Origin of the sequence: Candidatus Frankia alpina (assembly GCF_902806485.1) — a bacterium.
Taxonomy (GTDB): Bacteria; Actinomycetota; Actinomycetes; order Frankiales; family Frankiaceae; genus Frankia; species Frankia alpina.
Genome location: NZ_CADCWT010000070.1, coordinates 1 through 21,036, shown reverse-complemented (window position 1 = coordinate 21,036; position 21,036 = coordinate 1). Strand labels below are relative to the sequence as shown.

Genomic DNA, 21,036 nt, shown 5'->3' with positions numbered 1-21,036 from the left:
AACGATCTTCCCGGGGCTCTGGGTCCGGACGGCGTCCACTCGGCGACCAGGGCCGAAAAAGTGCGATATCTCGCGATGGTGTAGCTGGCGGACACGACGCCATGGCGGTCGAGCACGGCGACGGGGTAGCCCCGTTCCGCGCGGTAGCCTCGCTCGCCGATGATGATCCGCCCGCCCAGCCGGACCACGCCGACCACGCAGGGCAGCGCGGTCCAGCGCGGCCGGCGCGCCGCGGCGAGAATCTCCGGGGTGCGCCAGGCATAAAGGCCGCACAGGCAATGCTCGTCCGGCACCCGGTCATGACCAGCCGGGGCCGGTTCGCCGACGGCGGTTGAATCGGGCCGCTTCGCCCGCAGGCAGTGTGCCTGCGTGATGCCGTCCGCCCGCCACAGCAGCATGCTTGGCGGGAATGGCGACCACGGAGTCCAGGCCGGGCGCAGCTGCCCCCGGTCGTCCACCGCCCACTGGCGCCAGCCGAGCAGGCTCACCCGGGCACCGGCTCCCGTTCCGGCGCCGGGGCGGCCGGGACGGCCGGGATCGTCAACGGCTCGGCATCGGGGAAGCTGATCGGCTCGTCCTCGACGATCCTTTCGGGTTTGCCCACATCGCCCACGCTTCCACGGTGGACGCCGGGGGCCGCCGACGTCAATGGCAACTCCGGACCGTGCGACCCGCCGCATCGCGGCGCGCGGGCTGGCCGACGCCGCTCGGGACGGGCCGTCCGCTGGTCGCGGGGCCGTGGGGAGCGCGGTAGCCGGTCGCGGACGCAGACGCGGTCCGGGGAGCACCGCCGGACCGGCCGGCACCGACGGGCGTGTCGGGCTAGTCCGACACTGGTGTTCAATGTGGCCTTCACATAGTCCTATGGGGTGATGTCGTTGCTGGGCACGTCCGCGGCCGATCGGCTGCCCGATTCCTTGTCACCGAGTCCAGACAGCACCGTGGACGTCACGACTCCCGCGGAGGCCACCGCGGGAGTCGCCGGTTCTGCTGGCTCCGTCGGCGACCCGGCCCGGCCGCCGACCCGGCGGGGGACGGTCCGTACGAGATGGCCGCGACGCTGCTGTGGGCCCGCGTGCTCGGGATGACCGCCATCGACCCGCACGATGCGCCGCGGGGACCCCCGGCGGCGTGGCGGCCGCGGGCGAGCTCGCGGCGATCCTGCGCGACGAGTTCGGGGTGGTGCTGCCCGTGGCGGAGATCGTGGCGGCCCGCACACCGGCCGGGTTCGCCGCCGTCTGGGCCGCCCATCAGGGCGAGGCGGACCGCCACCCCACCGTGGTGCCGCTGACCGCCGCCGCACCGGGCACGCCGCTGTTCTGCTTCCCCGAGGCCGGTGCGCCCGCGATCGCCCTGCTCCCGTTCGCCCGCCACTTCGCCGCCGAACGCCGCGTCTACGGACTACAGGCGCACGTCCTGGAACAGCGCGGCATCCCGGACTGGTCGGTGGCGGCCGCTGCCCGCCGTCATGTGGCCGAGCTCCGGCTGCTGCAGCCGACCGGTCCGTACCTGCTGATGGGGCACTCCTTCGGCGGCCTGATCGCGCTCGAGGTGGCCCGGCTGCTGCGGCGGGCGGGCCACGAGGTGGGCCTGCTGGCGCTGATCGACACCTACCTGCACGGCGCCGCCCGGCTGACCCGCACCGGCGCGATCATCCCGACGAGCCAGTTGGAGGGCCCGCACCCGGATCGGCCGGGGGACGTCCCACGCTCGGACGGCCCCGGGCCGCTCGCGGCTGACGACGGCCCCGCGCTGAGCCCCCGGGTGGTGGCCGACCGGCTGCGCCAGCTCGCCGAGTTGCCGCTCGCCGGCGTCGTCCGCTTCCGCGGGACGCACCGCTACGACATCTTCCACAACCAGGGTCGCATCCTCACGATGGCCTACCGGCCGCATACCTACACCGGACGCACGGTCGTCTGGCTCGCCGACGACCACGACGAGATCGAGGCGTGGGGTGCTCGCCGGTCCCGCGTCGATTCGGCGCATTCCCGGGGACCATCGGACGGTCCTGCGCCAACCCCTGCTCGCGGAGGTGGTCGCTGGCCTGCGTGTCGATCTCGCCGCCGTTCCCGGTGTCGACACCGGGAACGGCGGCTAAACAGATGCGTACGGTGCAATGTTCGAAAAGATGACCCACCTCACTCGCTGAGCCCTCACTATGGATGGGGGCCCAGGCATCGACGGATCTCGGGCCGGGATGGAGTGGGTGATGAAGGTCCGGATCGGCATCGGCTCCGGTGGCGGCTCGCCGACCGAGCTCGCGGACTTGGTGGACCGGCTGGAGAAGCTCGAGGTCGACTTGCTGTGGCTGTCCGAGCATCTCTCCACCCCCGCCGTGGACCCGCTCGTCGGGATGGCCTTCGCCTTGGGCCGCACCAGCCAGCTGAAGGTCGGCACCGGGGTGGCGGTGCTGCCGGGCCGCAACCCGGTACTGCTCGCCAAGCAGCTGAGTTCGCTGGCGCTGCTCGCCCCGCGGCGGGTGCTGCCGGTGCTGGGCCTCGGCCCGGCCCGGCTGGAGGATCGATCCGCCTTCCCGCTCCCCGAGGCGCGCGGCGAGACCCGGCCCGCGGGGACCGTGGGTCGTCGAGGCGCGGTCTTCGACGAGGCGCTGGAGGTCCTGCGCCGGCTGCTGCGCGAGCCGCAGGTGACCTTCCACGGCGAGTTCTTCGACTTCACCGAGATCAGCATCGGGGAGCTGCCCACCCGACCGCTGGAAATCTGGCTCGGGGGCTCGACCCCGGCCGCCCTGCGTCGGATCGACGACGATCACTTCGGGTTGAGCCTGCGCGTCGCCTTCGAGCCGCCGCCGGCCGAGGCAGTCGAGGCGTTGCGGCGGCGCTTTCCCGACAGCGATCCAGCTCTGGTCCTGCCGGTGGGGTGGGCGACGACGCGGAAGTTGATCGGTGAGTACATCGCCGTCGGGGTGAGCAAGTTCGTCATCCATCCGTTTTCGACCCCGGGCGGCTGGCCGAGCATCCTCGATTCCTTCGCGGCCGAACTGATGCCACTGGAAAACTGACGCTATCCCGGGAACCGAAGCGACCGGAACCGGGGCAGCCCGGAGAACCGGGGTGGCTCGGGTCCCGGATGGGCTTTATGTGGATGGTCGGCGGCGGTGCTCCTCGGGGAGCGGATCACGTGATACTGAAACCGCCGTCCACCGCGAGCGTCTGCCCGGTGACGAAACTGCCGGCGTCCGAGGCGAGGAAGAGCAGCGCGGCGGTCAGTTCCGCAGGCTCCCCGAAGCGACCGTCGAGGACCCGCGTCAACTGCGCCTCGATGTAGCCGGGCTGGTACTCGTCCGTCATCTCGCTGCGGAAGAAACCGGGGGCGAGCGCATTCACCCGGATGCCCTGGCGGCCGGTCCACTGCTGGGCCAGATCCCGGGTGAGCCCGATCAGCCCGGCCTTGCTGGCTGTGTAGGCGGCCTGCGGCAGCCCGGCGGTCGTCAGGCCCAGCACGCTGGAGATGTTGACGATGCTGCTGCCCGGCAGCATCACCCGGGCGGCGGCCTGCGCCATCCAGTAGCTGCCGCTGAGATTGACGTCCAGGACGGAGCGGAACTGCTCGGGTGTCTCGCGCAGGGCGGGCACCGCCGTCCCGACCCCGGCGTTGTTGACCAGCACGTCCACCCGGCCGAACGCCTCCATCGCGGCCGCCACGACACGCTCGGCGCTGGCCGGGTCGGCCACGTCGACGGCGACGGCACTGCGACCGGCCGACTCCACGATCTTTGCGGTGGCGCCGAGCCGCTCGACCCGCCGGGCGGCGAGGACCACGTCCGCGCCGGCCTCGGTGAGGCCGCGGGCGAAGTCCACCCCGAGCCCGGATGACGCCCCCGTGACTATTGCGACCCGGCCGTCCAGCCGGAACCGGTCCAACACCGACATCTGGTGCTCCTTTGCGCCGAGGTTGCCACCGTCGTGCCGGCGGCGATCGTCACGTGGCCTTGCGCCCGCCGGTGCGGACCCGCCGCGAACCGCCGGCGTGTCCTTGGCCCGCCCTGCCTGAAGCGTCGCAGGTGAGGCCCGTGGACACCCGCGGAGCACTGGAGGTGATCGTCTGTGTCGCCTCGGTCACGGCTGGTCGGTTTGGCCCACTGGTGGGAGCACTCCAGGGCCCATCGTTACCGCCAAGGTCTTCCCCTTTCCGGTTTCGCCCGCCACAATCAACCGGGAACGGTGAGCGGCTGACAGGCGGTGCGGACCCGGCATCTGGCGGCATTACCCGCCAGCGCGGCGGGCGTCGTGCCCAAACGCGATCCGGAACAGATGATCTGCGGGTAGAGGTGGTACTGACGATGTGTCGGTATCCTCGGCACCGCAGGCCGTGAAGCGAGACAATCCCGTTCACACCGACAGTCGATCGACGGCGCTGGGGAAAGCCTCGCTGGAGGAAACGTGGAACGGGCAGAGCGAACGAAAGCCACCCCCCGGGTTCAGACCGAACGCCATGTCGTGCTTGGCGTTCGCTTCGGCGATCTGTCAGATATGGCTGATGTATTGCTGGCCGCCGACCTGGCTGCGCGGCTCGGCGGCCATCTCGTGCTGATCGCGACGATGGACCGCTGGTCCCGCTGGGCGCGGTGGACCGCCGGGGTGTATTGCGCATTCGGCGTCGAGACGGTCATGTGCGCCGCTCGGATCGCCGAGGAGGAGACCCGCGAGGAGCTCAAACGGCGGCTGCGGTCGCTGCTCGACCTCGTCGGCGTCGACTGGAGCGTTCAGTGGGCCGGCGGTTCTCCCCGCCGGGCCGCCGTGCGCTACACCCGCCGCCACCCGGACGCGATGGTGATCCTGCGTCCCGAGCGCACCCGCTGAGTCAACCGTGGTGCGGCGACCGCCCACCGGTCACGTCGAGCATGGCCCTCGTCACGTAGGACGCCTGCGCCGTGCAGAGCCAGGTCACCGCGGCCGCGACCTCCTCGGCCCGGCCCGGCCGGCCCAGCGGCACGGCCGCGCCCAGCCGCCGGGCCCGCTCCGGATCTCCACCCGAGGCGTGGATCTCCGTGTCGATGTATCCCGGCCGAACGCCGTTCACCCTGATGCCCTCAGCGGCCACCTCCTGGGCGAGTCCTTTCGTTAGCGTGTCGAGGGCTCCCTTGCTCGCCGCATAGTCGACGTAGGTCCCCGGGCTGCCGAGCCGCGCGGCTGCGGAGGAGACGTTCACGATCGATCCGCCGAGCCCGCCGTGGCGCGTCGACATCCGGCGCACCGCGGCCCCCGAGCACAGGAAGGCGGCGGCGATGTTGACGGTGAACATCTGGTTCAGCCGCGCGGCGTCCATCTCGTCGACCCGGGCGGCGGGCGCGACCACGCCTGCGTTGTTGACCAGGGCTGTCACCGGGCCGAGCCGGTCCGCGGCGGCGAACAGGTCGGCGACGGCGCCGGCAGGCTGCGCCAGGTCGGCGGCCACCGACGCGGCGGCGACGCCGAGCTCCCGGCACCGCCGGGTCACCCGTTCGGCGGCGGCGAAGTCAGCCCGGTAGCCCAGGCAGACATCCCAGCCGAGCCGGGCGAGCGCGACCGAGCAGGCCGCACCGATACCACGGCCACCACCCGTCACTACCGCCACGCCGAGAGCGCGTGGTTCGGGCATGCCCATCACTCCTCCACTGACAGTGTCGAACCGTGGCGTAGCCGTCACGTTGCGCCTGGCTGGCGTGTGAACGTCGGGACGTGACCGGCTCCGTCGTTGATCGACGGTTCAGGTGCCGCATGTCTGACAGCGCATATCACGTGGCGTGAAGGTGGTCCGGAGGAGCACAGTCGTCATCGGCACGGTGACCGGTGGGTGCACGCTGGCCGGTGGTCTGCTCACCAGGTCGGGGCATACCAGACGGTTCGTGATGGTTGCCGGTAGCGGGCAGGCGGCGGGACCGGTGTGACCGGGTGTTGGGTCGACTGTCCGTCGCTGGTTGATCGGCGTGACGCGCCGTGGTGGCCGCGAGACGTGGGGAGGAACACTGATGCGCTGGGCCCCATCCACGGACTCGGTCGATGGCCGCCGTCCGGCGGTGAGCTCGCCTCTGGTCCGGCGCGGGCTGGGGGCGCTGGGCTGCCCACCGCCCCGAACGTCCACCGCGCCGTCCGACCAGCTCGGCGGGATGGACGGCGACGCCGGTGCCGGTGCGCCTGCCGGCCCGCTCGCCCGGATGCGCAGGGTGGCCGGGGCGGGTGGCGTACGCTGTCAGCCAGTTTCTACTCATCGCCGTGCTTTACGGGACGTACAGCTTCAGCCGGCACCTGGCCAGCGGCCGGGAGCCGGCGGCGCTGGCCGCCGGGAAGGACGTCTGGCGACTCGAGCGCCTCCTGCACCTGCCCAGCGAGGCCGCCGTCCAACGCCTGGCGTTGCACTCGCATCTGCTGATCCGGGCCGCGGACTGGTTCTACATCCTCGTCCACTTCCTGTCGGTCATCATGCTGCTGCTGTGGGTGTTCATCCGGCATCGCCGGCACTGGACCCGGGTCCGCAACTTTCTGATCATGGCCACCGGCATGGCGTTGATCATCCACTTGTTGTACCCGCTGGCGCCGCCACGCTTCCTGTCGTCGGTGCCGCACGGGTCGCTCGTCGACACCGGCGCGGTCTACGGCCCCTCGCCCTACGGCGAGGGCAGCGGCGGGATCGCCAACGAGTACGCCGCGATGCCGAGCCTGCACGTCGGTTGGTCGCTGCTCGAGGCCTGGGCGGTCATCACGATCCTGCACCACCGCGCCCGGTGGCTGATGGTGCTGCACCCGGTCCTCACCATCGTGGTCGTGGTCATCACCGCCAACCACTACTGGCTCGACGGCCTCGTGGGCGCCTCGCTGGTGGTGGTGTCGATCGTCGCGCTCGACCAGGCCAACCGTGCGTGGGCCAGGCGTGGGCTGAACCGCCACGAGACATCCCTGCGGATCCCCGCACCCACACCATCGGTGGAAGCGCCATCATCCGCCGTGCCGTCGGCCGCCGTGCCATCATCCGCCGTGCCATCGGCGGTGTTGCCGCCGCTGGCCACATCGCCCGAGTCGGGTGCGCAGTCGAGGGTGGCGGGACGGGACAGGGCCGTGGCCGGGGGTACATAGAGCGGTGGGAGCACCGCGACCGGCGGGCGTACCGACACGGGGTGGTGGCCATGCAGACGGCCGATGTGGCGATCGTGGGAGCGGGGCTGGCCGGGCTGTCCGCCGCCACGCTGCTCGCCGACCAGGGGCTCGACGTGGTGGTCTGGGAGGCGGCCGACGACGTCGGCGGGCGGGTCCGCACCGACGAGGTGGACGGGTTTCGCCTGGATCGCGGCTTCCAGGTGCTGCTGCCGTCCTACCCGGAGGTCCGGCGCCAGATCGACCTGCCGGCGCTGCGACCGCAATCGTTCTTTCGCGGGCTGATGCTGCGTGATGGCGTCCGGTCGGTGGTGCTCGGCGATCCGATCGGCGCCGCGGACGCGCTCGCGGGCCTGCTGCCGGGGCGGGCGCTGCGGGCCGCGGACCTGGCCCGGCTGGCGGCCCTCACGGCACGCGACCGGCTGGCGGCGCCGTCGACCCTGGTCGCCGGGCCCGAGCGCAGCACCCGCGACGAGCTGCGGGCCCGCGGGTTGTCCGCCCACGCGATCGACGGGGTACTTGCGCCGCTGCTGCGCGGCATCTTCCTGGAGGAGGATCTCGCGACCTCGGCGCGGTTCTTCCATCTCGTCTGGCGCAGCTTCGCCAGCCGGGCGCCGGTGCTGCCGGCCGAGGGAATGGCGGCGCTGCCTCGCCAGCTCGCGGCCCGGCTGCGGCCGGGCACGGTGCGGCTGGGCTGCCCAGCCGACATCGTCACCCGGGGCGGCGTGCGTTCCCGCGGCGGGGAGTCGCTGCGGGCCAGGGTGGTGATCGTCGCCACCGACGGCACCACCGCGGCCCGGCTGGTGCCGGGGATCGCCGAGCCGGCCTGGCGCGGCGTGACGACCTACTACTTCCGGGCGGACGAACCGCCGCTGCGTCGCGGCGCGCTCGTCGTCGAGGGCTCGGTCGACGCGCGGCGCCCCGTTCGCCCGTCCCGAACCGGACCGGTGATCAACACGGTGGTCCTCAGCGAGGTGGCGCCCTCGTATGCACCGCCGGGGTCCGCGCTGATCGCCGCGTCGGTACTGGGTGTGCCCGAGGACACGCCGCCCGCCGCGACGCCGCCCGGCCAGCTTGACGCGACCGACTCGTTGCGCGCGACCGGGCCGCTCAGTCTGACCGACCCGAACGCGGCGGCCGTGGCGCCGTCCGGCATCGAGCGGGCCGTGCGTGCCCACCTCGGTGCCCTCTACGGCACCGACACCGCCGGTTGGACGCTGCTGGCCAGCTACCCGGTGGCGCGGGCGCTGTCCACCATGACGAGCCCACACGTGCTCCGCCGGCCGGTGCGTACCCCGTCCGGCGTCTACGCGTGCGGCGATCATCGGGACACCAGCTCGATCCAGGGCGCTCTGTACTCCGGCCGACGCGCCGCCGAGGCCGTCCTGGCCGATCTCGGCGTCGTCCGCCCCGATCCGCCGGCGGAGAGCCCCAGCAGACGGTCTGAGGTCGCTGACGGCGACGTGGGCGTCTACACCGCCACCGCCCGGAAACGATGATCCGGCCGGCCCTCGGCGCAGGGCACGAGGTCGGCTCGGGTAGCACCGTCCGGCGCAGTCCGCGGCCGCCAGGGACGGGGCCAGCTGAGACTTTGGTGTTGTTCAGCCCGAGGTCTACCCGCGAGGGTGATGATGACGGCCGGCGTCGGCGTTACGATCTTTCTGTCTGTAGCACGATGTTCACCCCGTGGGGTGGTTCACCTGGATGACAGCACGAGTCCCCTCGCCCGCGGCTTACTGGACGCCGCGCCGGACGCGATCGTCGGCGTCCGCGCGGATGGCCGGATCGCACTGGTCAACGCGCAGGCCGAGCGCCTGTTCGGCTACACCCGGGAGGAACTACACGGCGAGCCCGTCGAGATCCTGATCCCCGAGTCCGCCCGCCGCCTGCACCCGCACCACCGTGGTTCCTACCTGCGGGACCCGCAGCCGCGGCCGATGGGCGCGGGGATGGAGCTCGCCGGCCGTCGCCGCGACGGCAGCGAGTTCCCAGCGGAGATCTCCCTGTTGGCCATCGACGGTGAGGGCGAGATCCTCATCACGGCGGCGATTCGGGACGTGACCGACCGGCTGGAGGCGCAGGCGGAGCGGGAACGCCTGCGCGCGCAGGCCGAGCGCAAGCAGATCGAGGCTCAGCTCCATCAGTCGCAGCGGCTGGAGAGCCTCGGCCAGCTTGCCGGCGGCGTCGCGCACGACTTCAACAACCTGCTCGGCGTGATCATCAACTACACCGCCTTCGTCGGTGAGGTGGTGGCGACGGCGGCCGAACGCGACGGCGGCCAGTGGGAGGCGGCCCGCCGCGACATCGAGCAGGTCCAGCGGGCCGCCGAACGGGCCACGCGGCTGACCCACCAGTTGCTCGCCTTCGGCCGCCGGGAGGTCGTCCAGCCGCGGGTGCTCAACCTCAACGACGTTGTGCGCGACATCGAGGAGATGCTGCGGCGCACCCTCGGTGAACACGTCGAGATGATCACCCTGCCGGCCGCCGACGCCTGGCCGGTCTTTGCCGACGCCGGTCAGCTCGAACAGGTGCTGGTCAACCTGGCCGTGAACGCGCGTGACGCGATGCCGGCCGGCGGCAAGCTCACGATCGACACATCGAACATCCTCGTCCATGAGGACATCGCCGGCGAGCGGCCCGGTCTGAAGACCGGCCGGCACATCAGCCTGCGCATCAGTGACAGCGGCAGCGGGATGACCGCGGAGACGGTCAGCCGCGCCTTCGAGCCGTTCTTCACCACCAAGCGCAAGGGAGAAGGCTCCGGCCTCGGCCTGGCCACCGTGTACGGCATCATCACCCAGGCCGGCGGTCACACGGAGATCTTCTCCGACGTGGGCCTGGGGACGACGGTGAGCATCCTGCTGCCGGCGGTGGACGGCGTCGCCGCCGACCCCGAACCGATCTCCGGCGGGGCCATCCTCACCGGCGGCGAGACGATCCTCGTCGTCGAGGACGAGCGAGCGATGCGCGAGGTCACCCGGCGCCTGTTGGCCCGCAACGGCTACCAGGTCATCACCGCGGCGGACGGGCATCGCGCCGTCGAGCTCGCGGTTCGCCACCCCGCCGCGATCCATCTCCTGCTGACCGACGTCGTCATGCCGCAGGTCCTCGGCCGGACCGTGGCCACGCTCGTCCGCCGGCACCGGCCGGGCATCCGGGTGCTGTTCATGTCCGGCTACGCCTACCCGGTGCTGGCGCACAACGGGACCCTCGATCAGGGCCTGGCGCTGCTGGGCAAGCCGTTCTCCGAGCAGGTGTTGCTGGCAAAGGTGCGGGCTGTCCTCGACGGCCCGGTCGAGACCTGATCGGTACCCGGCGGGTGCCGGGGGTCAGTGGGCCGACGTCAGGCGCGTTAGGGACTGGGGCGGTCGAGGCGGAACGCGGCACTCCAGCCACCGGTCGAGGCGTCGTGGCGCAGCTCGACGCCGATCAGGTCGGCGACCGGGCGCAGCCGTGCGGCCCGCGCCGCGTCCGCCGGCGGCTCGCACGCGCGCGGCCGGACTCGCAGCAGCAGGTTGATCTCGGCCGGCGCGGACCGCACCGCGAGCCAGGCGTGCTCGCCGGTCCCCACCGGATCGCTTGCCTGCAGCAGCAGCTGCGCGGTGGCCAGCACCACCGAGATCTCCGCGTGGGTGGGCGGGTGTTCGTCGACCTGGAGGTCGGTGTCCAGGCGGTCGACGAGCAGGCCGGCGATCCGCAGGGTCAGACCCGTCGTCAGCGACTGGCGCGCGTCGTAGCCGAAGCGGAAGACGCCCGGCGGTAGCTGTAACGCGTTCGTCGCGGCGCGCAGATGGTTCTCGACCTCGCCGACGCGGTCGGCGAGGTCGCCGGACAGCCGACGCCGGACGCTGGCCAGGTCAAGCAGGACGGCGGTGAACTCCTGCATCGGGCCGTCGTGCATCCGCTCGGTCAGTGACCGGTGCCCGCGCTCCTGGAGGGCGACCATCAGGTGGAGCAGATCGAACGACGGAGCGGGCGGGCAGCCCTCCGGTCCCGGCCGACGGGGGTCGGGGCAGGTTGGGGTCCGCGCTGGAACGGTCTTCGTCGTGCTCGCCGGTTCGTCGCCGTCGGGCTGTGTCGTCACCCCCGATCGGCCTCGTTCACCCGATCCGCCGGGACGACGGCGCGAACCGCGGCGACCAGTTCGCCGGCGGTGAACGGCTTGGTCACCACCGACAAACCGGTCGGCACCGGATCCAGCCCCGCGGCACCGGTCAGCACCAGGCAGCGGGCCGTCACCGCCGGGTCGATCCGGCGCAGCTCGTCGATGAGATCTGCGCCCGAGCGGCCGCCGAGCCGCAGATCGATGAGCAGCACGTCGTGGGCAGCGGCATCCAGTAGCAGCGCCTCCTCGACGGAGCCCGCGGTGCTCACCCGGAACCCCTCCGCGTCCAGGATCCGGCTCAGTAGCGCGCGCAACATCTCGTTGTCGTCGACGACGAGCGCTGTCGGAGCGTCCATTTCCCCACCAGTTTCCGCCGCCGCATCCCCTGCCGCACCCCCCGGCCCGGATCTCCTTCGCCGCAACGGTACCGGTAACCGCACGTGTACCAGAGGCTCCCGTCGACACTCGGCAGCAGTTGTGCCGGCTGGCAGCACCGGAGCGGCGGCTACGGGTAATATGTGACCAGCATCACCCCTGTGTCGGTCGGTCCTTATGAGCCGCCGGAGGTCAACAGTTCGTCGAGCTCAGCGCGGGTCGGCATCGCGATGCCGGCGCCGGCACGCTGCACGGCGATGGCGGCGGCGAGGTTCGCGTGGAACAGGGCGGTGGCTGTGGGCAGGCCGGCGGCGATGCCGGCGCCGAACGTCCCGCAGAAGCAGTCGCCGGCCCCGGTCGTGTCGACGACCGGGACGTGCCGCGCGGCGAGGGTGACGACCGTCCCGGCGATCCGCGCGCACACCCCGGCGCCGCTGAGAGTGACGACAATGTTGTCATTGGGGCCGGCGCCGTCGGCGAGCAGCCCGCGCACCTCGACCAGGGCCCGCGGGCCGGGCAGCGAGCCGACGCCGACGGCGGCCGGGACCAGGCCCGCGAACTCGTGCTCGTTGACCAGCACCACGTCGGCGGCGGCGAGCAGGTCGGCTGCGGTGGGCCGGTGCGGGGCCGCGTTCAGCATCGTGCGGGCGCCCGCGGCTCGGGCCCGGTGAAGCGCCCCGGCGTTCACCGCCGCCGGGATCTCGTTCTGCAGCAGCACCACGTCGCCCGGGCCCAGCCGCAGCACATCGAGTCCGCTTGCCGAGACGGCGGCGTTGGCGCCCGGCGCAACGACGATCACGTTCTCGCCGGCACCGTCGACCATGGTCACGGCCGTGCCGCTCGGCTCGTCGACGATCGCCATCGGGGCGACGTCGACCGCCTCGCCGCGCAGGAACTCCCGCAGCGCCGAGCCGAAACCGTCGGAGCCCACGGCGCCCACCATGACCGTCTCGGCACCCAGCCGGCGGGCCGCCACAGCCTGGTTGGCGCCCTTGCCGCCGGGGGACAGCGCCACCGAGCTCCCCGTCACCGTCTCGCCCGGCCCGGGGATGCGGTCCACGCGCGTCGTCACGTCCATGTTGGTCGAGCCGACCACCACGACCCGTCCCACCGCGTGCCTCCCGCGACCTGGTCACCGGCGCGTCGCCCGGTGTCGCCGGCGGCCGGGCTTGCCCATCGTGGCAGAGCCGGGCCGCGGCCGGAGGCCGGATGGGCACAGTCGCGGATCAGCGGGCGGCGGGGAACCTCGCCCGCCGATCCCGTGCGGCCCGCTTCGCCTTGTACATGTCCGCGTCGGCATGGCGAACGACGAGATCGGGATTGCGCGGGCCGGCCCCCCCGCCGCCGACGGCGCGCGAGGACGCCAGCCCCACCGTCGCCCCGATGACGATGGCGTGGCCGGCGGAGAGGATCGGGGCCGCGACGGTCTCGCGCACCCGCTGGGCGGTGCGCCGCAGGGCGTCGGCGTCGATGTCGGGCAGCACCATGACGAACTCGTCGCCGCCGAGGCGGAACACCGCGCCGTCCGGTGGCTGCGCCCGCGTCGGGCCCACCGCGCCGGGCGGCCTCGTCTGCCGGTCGGTGGTCGGCTGGTTCGGGGTTCGGCCGCGCTGGGACCGCAGTACCTCCGTCAGCCGGGCGGCGATGGTGCGCAGCACGTCGTCGCCCGTCTGATGGCCGAAGGTGTCGTTGACCGGCTTGAAGTCGTCGAGGTCGACGAGCAGGATCGTGAAGGGCGTCTGTTGCCGGGCCAGGCAGTCGAGCAGCTCGGTGAGTGCCAACCGGTTCGCCAGCCCCGTGAGCGGGTCGCGAGTCGCCCGTTGCCGCAGTTGTTCCTGCAGCTGGCGCCGCTCCCCGACCTCGTGGCAGGTCAGCAGCAGGCCGCCGTCGAGGTAGCCCGGGCCGGAGGTGGGCCGCCAGACACCGACCTCGATGTCGAACCACCGGTACCCGCCGTCGGCCGTGCCCAGCCGGATGTCCAGCAGCGACGCCGGGTTTCCGCGGTGCCGTTCGGCCAGGAAGTCGTGCATCCCGGCCCGGTCCTCGGGATGGACGAGCTCGACCAGCGGCAGCCCGATCCTGGTCTGGACCGGGTACCCCAGCAGGCTCTCGATCGCGGAGCTGATGAACGTCGGGCAACCGGCCCGGTTAAGGTTGATGATGATGTCGTGCGACTCGTGCAGCAGGGTCTGCAGCCGCGCGCCGTCGCGCCGGATCGCCTGGTCCTGCCGCAGGATCGCCCGCGTCAGCCCGGCAACGGTGACGACGACGATCGCGACGAGCAGCAGATCGCTGAGGGCATGGTTGGGCTGCGGCCCCGCCGTCCCCCGGTAGTCGAGGCGCAGCACGAGGTACGCCGGCGCGGGGCTGCTGGGGATCTCGGTGGCCACCGAGATGCGGGGGCTGCCGTGGCTGTCGCGCGCCGTGACTCGCTTGCTGTGGCCCGGCCTGATCGTGCGCAGCTCGCCGGGGTCGAGGACGATCCGCCCAACCGTGGTGGCGTCGTTCGATATCGCCGCCCGGCCGTGCCCGTCGACGATGCTGATCGTCATCCCGAGGTTCTGGGCCGTGCCGGCGGTCGCCGTCGAGGCGTTTCTCCGGCCGAGGGCGCGGGCGATCTCCGCGCCCGGCGGCCCGTGCAGCGTCCGGCCCAGCACCAGGAACGCGACGCTGCGACCGGCGCGCCGGACGGGCACGATGCTGTAGATCCGGGCCTCGCCGGACTCGTCGAGGACCGGGACGGTCAGGCCGTTGTCGCGGGCGGCGCCCCAGATCGGGCTGTGCGCCGGGAACGGCACCGTCGCCCCCGGGGGCTCGATCGCCCGGGGGCGGCCGTCGGTGTCGACGAGGGCGAGCGGGGTGTCCGCCGCCGACATTCTCGGCGCGGCAAGGATGGCCAGCGTCCGAGCGTCGGTCGCCGGGTCCGTCAGCGACCAGGGCAGCCGGGAGACCGGGTCGATCAGACGTCGGGGCTGGCTCAGGTCCGCCGTGAATCCGGCGAGGCGGATGGCGAGGGCATGGCTGTCGGCCATCCGCTGGGCCTCAGCCCGCCGCCGATTGGTGTTCTCGATCCCCAGAGTGATCATGGTGGTGGTCAGGATCACGGCGCTCAGGGCCAGCAGCGGGACGGCCCGGGAAAGCTGGGCGCGGACGCTGGCCCGTTGCTGCCGGGACGGCCACCACAGGTCCAGCCGGCTCGGCGGCCCGGTCTGCGGTGCCGGCGCCGCGCCGTCGGCGATCTTCTCGAGGTCGGGCCCGGGGGGCTGGCCGGCCGGCTCGGCGCCGGCCTGGTCCGCGGCTACCTGCGGTCCCACCGTCTCGGGAACGACGATCCCGTCCACGGTGCAGTCGGGGAACGTGACCGAGAGCGGCTCGGCGATCGTGAACTCGTCCGCGCCGGCACCGACCGCGCTGGCACCGTCCGCGCCGGTTTCTCCCGCCGCGCCGGGCGGGCCCGGCATCGCCACCGCGTACCGCCCCGGCCCGGCCTTCTTGGCCCTGTACATCGCCTGGTCGGCGGCCCGTAGTAGCCGTTCGGGCCGGCCCGGTCCGCCGCCCGCCAGAGCGAGCCCGACGCTCGCGTCAACCCGCACCACGTAGCCGTCGACGAGGATCGGCTGGCCCACCGCGCGGATGATCCGGGCGGCGACCGCGCGGGCGGCGGGCTCGTCGGTGTCGCGCAGCAGGATCCCGAACTCGTCACCGCCGAAGCGACCGCCCGCGTCCGCCGCGCCGAGCTCGGACCGGATCCGCGCGCCCACCGTCTGCAGCACCTGGTCGCCGGCGGCGTGCCCGAAGGAGTCGTTCACCTGCTTGAACCGGTCGAGGTCGACGAACAGGATCGCGCTCGTGCCGGCGGGGCGCGGGGACGCGGCGGTGGCGGCGAGCTCCTCCTCGAAGGTCGACCGGTTGAGCAGTCCGGTCAGCACGTCGTGGCCCGCCTGGTAACCGAGCTGGTCGAGCTGGCGCTTGCGTTCGCCGACGGCATGGCAGGTGATCAGGACCTCGGCGGCGCCGGCCCGCTCCGGCAGCCGGCGGGCGGCGATGTCGAACCAGCGGTCGGCGCCGCTGGCCGGAGTGAGCCGGACGTCGAGCAGTGATCCCGTGGTCGGGTTCTCGATCAGGCGCAGCAGCCGGGTGGCGTCGTCGGGATGGGCCAGCTCGGTCACCATCCGTCCCAACCAGGGCTCGTCCGGATGGCCCAGCAGGGGAACGATGGCCGGGCTGACGAAGGTGAGCCGGCCGGTCGGGTCGGTGACGAGGACGATGTCGTGCGCCGCCGCGAACAGCGCCCGCAGCCCGGCCTGGCAATGCTGGGCGGCGGCCGCGCGCAGCAGCCCGAGGAAGACGATGCACAACACGCCGGTCAGCGCGACCGCCAACAGGGTCAGGTTGCGCCGGTCGCCACTGGCCCGCAGGTCGGCGTACAGGGAGTTCGTGGGCTGTTGGAAGTAGGTCAGGTACCCGGTCGCCGGCTGCGACGCAGTGATGTGGGTCGTCGTTCCGCTGGGACCGGACGACTGCCAGATCCGCGGGGCGTCGCCGTGGGCAAGGGAGCGGCGCAGCTCCGGGGCCGACAGGATCCGCCGGCCGGGCAGCGCCGGGTTGGTCGAGGCGATCGGGACGCCGTTCGGGTCGATCGTCGACACGCTGCCGCTGCCGGTTCCGAGAACGGTCGCGATGCCGCCCAGGAGCTGAAGATTGATCTCCTGGGCGGAGACGGACACCAGCACGGCCCATGGCCGCGGTGACCCGACCGGGACCACGGTGGCGCGGACCGGTGTGTCGCCGAGCGTGAAGACGGGAGACACGGCGTCCGTGCCGGCCCACGCCGACGATAAGGCGGCGCCGAGGTCGCGCGGAACCACGGCGCTGCCCCGCGGGTACGCCGCGGTGACGGTGCCGGCCCGGTCGAGCAGGGCCAGCAGCCGGGTGACGTCGCCCGACGGCGTGAGCTGCAGGCCGGCGAGGAGACTCGCGTTGGTCACGCCGTCGTCTGGCCGGAAGGGGACGCGGTCGACGGCGGCCGACAGCCCCGCGGGGGCGTCGGCGTCGGACTCCCACTGCGCGAGCTGTTCGACGATCTTGGCTCGGGCTGCCAGCCGCGACGCCTCCTCCCGGTGCAGTAGGTCGGCGCCCATGTGAAGAGTCAGGGATCCGAGCACCAGGATGGCCAGCGGCGGGAGGAACCGCCGTCGGCGGGCCTGTCCGCGACGGGCCGCGAGCGCGGCCATGACGCGGCAGAGTGATCGCCGCCCGCCGATCCGGCCACCTCTGATCATCTGTGCGCCCCGCCCGACAACGTTGCCCGGACTCGACGGATCTCACCGTGAGTAAACGTATTCTGATTTCCGGGCGGTGATTCCTCCCGGTTGTGGGTGAGCATACGAGTATCAGCGCCGCGAGTTTCATCGGCTGCTGCGCACCCGGTAACAGCCGGGCCCGCCCGTGTGCAGCGCGCAGCAATGGGTTGGATGTCGGCGCAGGCCGGTACGACGATCCGGATTCTCTGCCGGCAGAATGATGGATACTCAGGGTCGTTTAGTCGATACTTTGTGTCAATCTCGGCGGCGTGACTCCTGGTAGCCTCAACTTTGGGTATCCGAGAGTGACGTAGGGTGTCGATCTGGCGGCGAATTGTTGTCGTGACGCTGCCACCGTTCGCGATCCTCCCGGCGGCTCTGATGTTACTTTCGGTGTTCCTCGAGACTCTCCGTAGTGCCTGGGTGGTCTAGCCCATTCGAGCATCGCGTAGCACGATCAACTGATCACGACGTGCTCCAGGATCTGATGATGACATTTGCGCAGTGGGCGGGCCTTGCTCCGCGACGGCCTCGCCTCGGGTGGGCCGGTGTCCTGGTCCGCGCGTCGCGGGTAGGACGAGGCCGGGGCGGCCGAGCCGGCCGTCCGCGCCCGTTCCCGGCGCGGTTCGGATCCATCGCCCGCCGGTCGTCACAAATGCACAGTCGTGCTCGCGGCGACCGGCCGCGGATTGTCCGAATGGCGGCTATATCCCCGCTGGACGGTGTTTTCCCGGATGGCCGGCGGCCGCGGCGAACCAATATGTTGCTCTCGTTTTCACGCCGACCGATTGGGCCGACACAGCCCATCCGGGCAGGCGTGGCCGGGCCGGACAGGTGGGCTCGGCAGAGACCGGGTAGACCCGCTGCCAGAGGGCACGCCGGGCGCCGGGCCTCCCGCCGTCGGTCTACCCCCGCCGTCGGTCCACCCCCGCCGGTCTCCCGTTGCCGGGGCGACCGTCGCACGTCGCACGTTGTGAGAGGAGTGGCGATGAGCTCGTCGATCGAGGCGCAGCGACCCACTGTGGCTCCGCGGTCGTCTCCCACCCGGACGCATGAGGTGACGAATCAGCCGCCGCCCCTGGTCGGCCACGATGCGTCCGCGGATCCGGCGCTGCTGGCGGCGCTGGTCCGCGAAGGCGCAGGCTGGCACCTGGACGCCCTGCGCCGCCTGGGTCGGTTGGCCGGCACCGAACAGGCCCGGCGCTGGGCGGAGGAGGCCGATCGGTTCCCGCCCGAGCTGCGCACACATGATCGGTACGGCAATCGCGTCGACGAGGTCGACTTCCACCCATCCTGGCACGCGCTGCTCGAGGTGGCGGTGCGGGAGGGGCTGACCGGGGCGCCATGGGCGGATCCCCGCCCGGGCGCGCACGTCGCGCGGGCGGCGAACATCCTCGTCTGGGGCACCGTCGAGCAGGGGCACCTGTGCCCCGTGTCGATGACCTACGCCGTGGTCCCGGCGCTGCGGGCCGCCCCCGATCTCGCGGCCAGGTACGAACCGTTGCTCACCAGCCGGGTCTACGACCCGGGGCTGCGCCCGCCGGAAGGCAAGGCCGGGCTGCTCGCCGGCATGGGCATGACCGAGAAGCAGGGCGGTTCGGACGTTCGGGCGAACACGACGACGGCGACGCCGGCCGCGGACGGCACCTATCGGCTACGGGGCCACAAGTGGTTCACGAGTGCGCCGATGAACGACGCCTTTCTGGTCTTGGCGCAGGCACCTGGCGGGTTGTCCTGTTTCTGGGTGCCGCGGGTGCTCCCGGACGGCAGCCGGAACACATTTCGCATCCAGCGCCTGAAGGACAAGCTCGGCAACCGCAGCAATGCCAGCAGCGAACCCGAGTTCGACGACACCGTGGCCTGGCTGGTCGGCGCGGAGGGACGTGGGGTTCGCGTCATCATCGAGATGGTGGCGATGACCCGGCTCGACGCCGGCCTCGGGTCCGCGGCCGGGATGCGGGCCGCGGTCATGGCGGCCGCGCATCACGTGCGTCACCGACGGGCCTTCGGAACCTGGCTGATCGACGCCCCGCTGATGCGCAATGTGGTGGCCGATCTGGCCCTGGAATCCGAGGCGGCGACCACTATGGTGCTGCGGGTCGCGGGAGCCGTCGACCGGGCCGCTCGCGGCGACCGTGGTGAGCAGGCATTCAAGCGCCTGGCGACGGCCGTGGCGAAGTACTGGATATGCAAGCGGGCGCCGGGCGTGGCCGCCGAGGCCCTCGAATGCCTCGGCGGAAACGGCTATGTAGAGGAGTCGGGTATGCCCCGGCTCTACCGGGAGGCACCCCTCAACGGGATCTGGGAGGGCGCGGGCAACGTCAATGCGCTCGACGTGCTGCGGGCACTCGACCGCGAACCGGACGGCCTCGACGCGCTGTCCGTGCAGATCGAGGCGGCTCGCGGCGCGGACGCCCGGCTCGATCGGGCCTGGGATCGGCTGCGCGCGGAATTGCCGCGGGTGGCGGCCGATCCGTTCGTCGCGCGTCGCGTCGTCGAGCGGTTGGCGCTCGTTATGCAGGGTTCGCTGCTGGTCCGGTATGCCCCGCCCGCGGTTGCAGACGCCTTCTGCGCGAGCCGGGTCGCCGGTGACGGGGGTCTCGCTTTCGGAACGTTGCCGTCCGGGGTTGATATCGCAGGTATCCTCGACCGGATTGCTTCGGTAGATAGTGTTACCGATTCAATCAGTGATACCTGTCACGAGCGTGATGATGGCAGAATCTCTTTGTAATTCCCTTGCAACGAATAGCGATGGATCGCCCCTAGCCTGGTAGGCGACTGAGCCCGGGGGGTTTCCATGATGTACTTCTGCCTGGCGGTCGCCGGGCTGATTGTGTTTGCAGGAGTTCTCGGCCTGGTCCGCGGACGGGCCGAGTGGGCATGGATCCCTGATCGTCGCCGAGCGGGGATCGTCACCGGCGCCGGATCGGTGGCTCTCGTCGCGTTCGGGCTACTCGCGACCCAGGGTATCGGGACTGGTGACGGCGGTGATCACGATCCAGCCACGAACAGCTTCTTCCTGGTCCCGCCCAGGTCCGGCTCGTCCTCGCCCACACCTGGGCGCGACGGGCAGCCGGGCGCCCAGACGCGGGATGCGACGAAGGACGACAAGGCATATGCCCAGCCCACCGACAATGTTACGGACAGCCGCGTGCCGGCCGGTCCGAACTACCCGCGGGACACCCCATCCAGCCGGGGGCGTACCGCGACGCCAGGCCGGATGGTGGGCGTACCTCCCGCTCCCGTCGGGTCCAATCGCGCGGGCGGTACGACCACCCCGCCGCGGGGTACGACCCGCCAGCCCGCGAAGACGGGGCCGCCGGCCGCCTCGCCCCCACGCAGCGGGGGCTCTGGGGTCCATACGACCGTCCCGACGCGCGGTGGTGGGGCAAGCACCATACCCTCGCCCCCCTCCGGGGGCAACCAGCCCCCGGCCGGCAACGGAAACACCGGTGGCTCCGGTGGTGGTGGGTCCGGAGGGGGCGGACCTGGTGGTTCGGGCGGGTCCGGTGGCTCCGGCAGGTCGGGTGGCTCCGGCGGGTCCGGAGGCCCCGGCACATCCGTGACGGGTAGGCCCGTGCCGGGCAGGCCGTCGGTGACGAGCAGGCCTGCGCCGAGCAGGCCCGTGACGAGCAAGCCCGCGCCGAGTAAGCCCGTGACCGGGTCTTCCGGCGGCACAGATCGCTCCACGACCAGACCGTCCAGGCCTCGCGACCCGGCGCCGGCCCCGGCCAGTGGCGACGGTTCCTTCCCCGGCCAGTCCGATGACAGCACCGACCGTCCCTCCGCCTCGAATACCCCGGCCCGGACCTCACCTCGCGGGGGCGATCGGCCCACCCGCACCGTCCACCCGACACCCCCGCCGCCACGCGCGGGTGAGACTGACGGCGCCGATGGGTCTGCCGGTTCTGGTGGGGCCGGTGGCGTGGGCAGCACCGACGGGTCCGGTGACACGGGCGGGTCCGGCGGCGACTCCGGCAGCGGTACGGCAGGCTCCTTTGGTGGGGGAATCGGTACCACCGCCGACGCATCCGAGGGCTCCGACTATGTCGGCTTGATCGTGCGGAGCTAGACGTGTCAGTCCTATCTACTGAGGTTGTACTCAACGTAACTGGTCAGGTATTTGTTTGATCTTGGGTTAGCTGGTTGCGGGCATCCAGGCGCG

13 protein-coding genes and 1 pseudogene are annotated in these 21,036 nt (G+C 72.1%); 7 read left to right on the top strand and 7 right to left on the bottom strand.

Features of this window, described 5'->3' with window-relative positions; genetic code table 11:
* A partial coding sequence (locus G6R25_RS10300) for a hypothetical protein (protein WP_163552801.1) occupies positions 1-488 on the bottom strand: 488 nt, incomplete at its 3' end.
* 577 nt (positions 489-1,065) lie between these two features.
* Here G6R25_RS10300 and G6R25_RS29605 point away from each other — a divergent pair.
* Positions 1,066-1,554, top strand: a pseudogene (locus G6R25_RS29605) (thioesterase domain-containing protein); the annotation flags it as partial.
* A gap of 655 nt (positions 1,555-2,209) precedes the next feature.
* A complete protein-coding gene (locus tag G6R25_RS10290; RefSeq protein ID WP_163552800.1) occupies positions 2,210-3,019 on the top strand; it encodes an LLM class flavin-dependent oxidoreductase in 810 nt (269 codons plus the stop codon).
* A 115-nt stretch (positions 3,020-3,134) separates the two neighbouring features.
* On the opposite strand, the gene G6R25_RS10285 is transcribed toward G6R25_RS10290, so the two are convergent.
* A complete protein-coding gene (locus G6R25_RS10285; protein WP_163552799.1) occupies positions 3,135-3,890 on the bottom strand; it encodes an SDR family NAD(P)-dependent oxidoreductase in 756 nt (251 codons plus the stop codon).
* A gap of 600 nt (positions 3,891-4,490) precedes the next feature.
* Here G6R25_RS10285 and G6R25_RS10280 point away from each other — a divergent pair.
* The gene (locus G6R25_RS10280; protein WP_136447368.1) at positions 4,491-4,820 is read left to right on the top strand and encodes a hypothetical protein; all 330 of its coding nucleotides are present in this window, start codon (positions 4,491-4,493) and stop codon (positions 4,818-4,820) included.
* A gap of 1 nt (position 4,821) precedes the next feature.
* On the opposite strand, the gene G6R25_RS10275 is transcribed toward G6R25_RS10280, so the two are convergent.
* Positions 4,822-5,598 (bottom strand): SDR family oxidoreductase, encoded by a 777-nt coding sequence (locus tag G6R25_RS10275; protein WP_163552798.1) that lies wholly within the window; start codon positions 5,596-5,598, stop codon positions 4,822-4,824.
* A 578-nt stretch (positions 5,599-6,176) separates the two neighbouring features.
* Here G6R25_RS10275 and G6R25_RS10270 point away from each other — a divergent pair.
* The 3 genes from G6R25_RS10270 to G6R25_RS10260 all read left to right on the top strand — a co-directional run bounded on the left by G6R25_RS10270 (position 6,177) and on the right by G6R25_RS10260 (position 10,393).
* Positions 6,177-7,070: a phosphatase PAP2 family protein gene (locus tag G6R25_RS10270; RefSeq protein WP_235947974.1), complete on the top strand. Its 894-nt coding sequence runs from the start codon at positions 6,177-6,179 to the stop codon at positions 7,068-7,070.
* 50 nt (positions 7,071-7,120) lie between these two features.
* The gene (locus G6R25_RS10265) at positions 7,121-8,587 is read left to right on the top strand and encodes an NAD(P)/FAD-dependent oxidoreductase (protein WP_163552797.1); all 1,467 of its coding nucleotides are present in this window, start codon (positions 7,121-7,123) and stop codon (positions 8,585-8,587) included.
* Between the two features lie 192 nt (positions 8,588-8,779).
* Entirely contained in the window at positions 8,780-10,393 is a 1,614-nt protein-coding gene (locus G6R25_RS10260; protein WP_163552796.1) for a PAS domain-containing hybrid sensor histidine kinase/response regulator, read from the top strand.
* A 47-nt stretch (positions 10,394-10,440) separates the two neighbouring features.
* On the opposite strand, the gene G6R25_RS10255 is transcribed toward G6R25_RS10260, so the two are convergent.
* From G6R25_RS10255 to G6R25_RS10240, 4 genes are all read right to left on the bottom strand, one after another.
* Positions 10,441-11,172: a histidine kinase gene (locus G6R25_RS10255; RefSeq protein WP_163552795.1), complete on the bottom strand. Its 732-nt coding sequence runs from the start codon at positions 11,170-11,172 to the stop codon at positions 10,441-10,443.
* The gene (locus G6R25_RS10250) at positions 11,169-11,549 is read right to left on the bottom strand and encodes a response regulator (RefSeq protein WP_163552794.1); all 381 of its coding nucleotides are present in this window, start codon (positions 11,547-11,549) and stop codon (positions 11,169-11,171) included. The genes G6R25_RS10255 and G6R25_RS10250 overlap by 4 nt, the downstream gene beginning before the upstream one ends.
* A 194-nt stretch (positions 11,550-11,743) precedes the next feature.
* Positions 11,744-12,679 carry a ribokinase gene (locus G6R25_RS10245; protein WP_163552793.1) on the bottom strand — a complete coding sequence of 312 codons (936 nt, stop codon included), beginning with the start codon at positions 12,677-12,679 and terminating at the stop codon, positions 11,744-11,746.
* A gap of 115 nt (positions 12,680-12,794) precedes the next feature.
* Positions 12,795-16,802, bottom strand: a complete 4,008-nt coding sequence (locus G6R25_RS10240) for a diguanylate cyclase domain-containing protein (RefSeq protein ID WP_235947973.1) — start codon at positions 16,800-16,802, stop codon at positions 12,795-12,797.
* A gap of 1,057 nt (positions 16,803-17,859) precedes the next feature.
* On the opposite strand from G6R25_RS10240, the gene G6R25_RS10235 reads away from it, so the two are divergent.
* Positions 17,860-19,602, top strand: a complete 1,743-nt coding sequence (locus tag G6R25_RS10235; RefSeq protein ID WP_163552791.1) for an acyl-CoA dehydrogenase family protein — start codon at positions 17,860-17,862, stop codon at positions 19,600-19,602.
* The last annotated feature ends 1,434 nt before the right edge of the window (positions 19,603-21,036 follow it).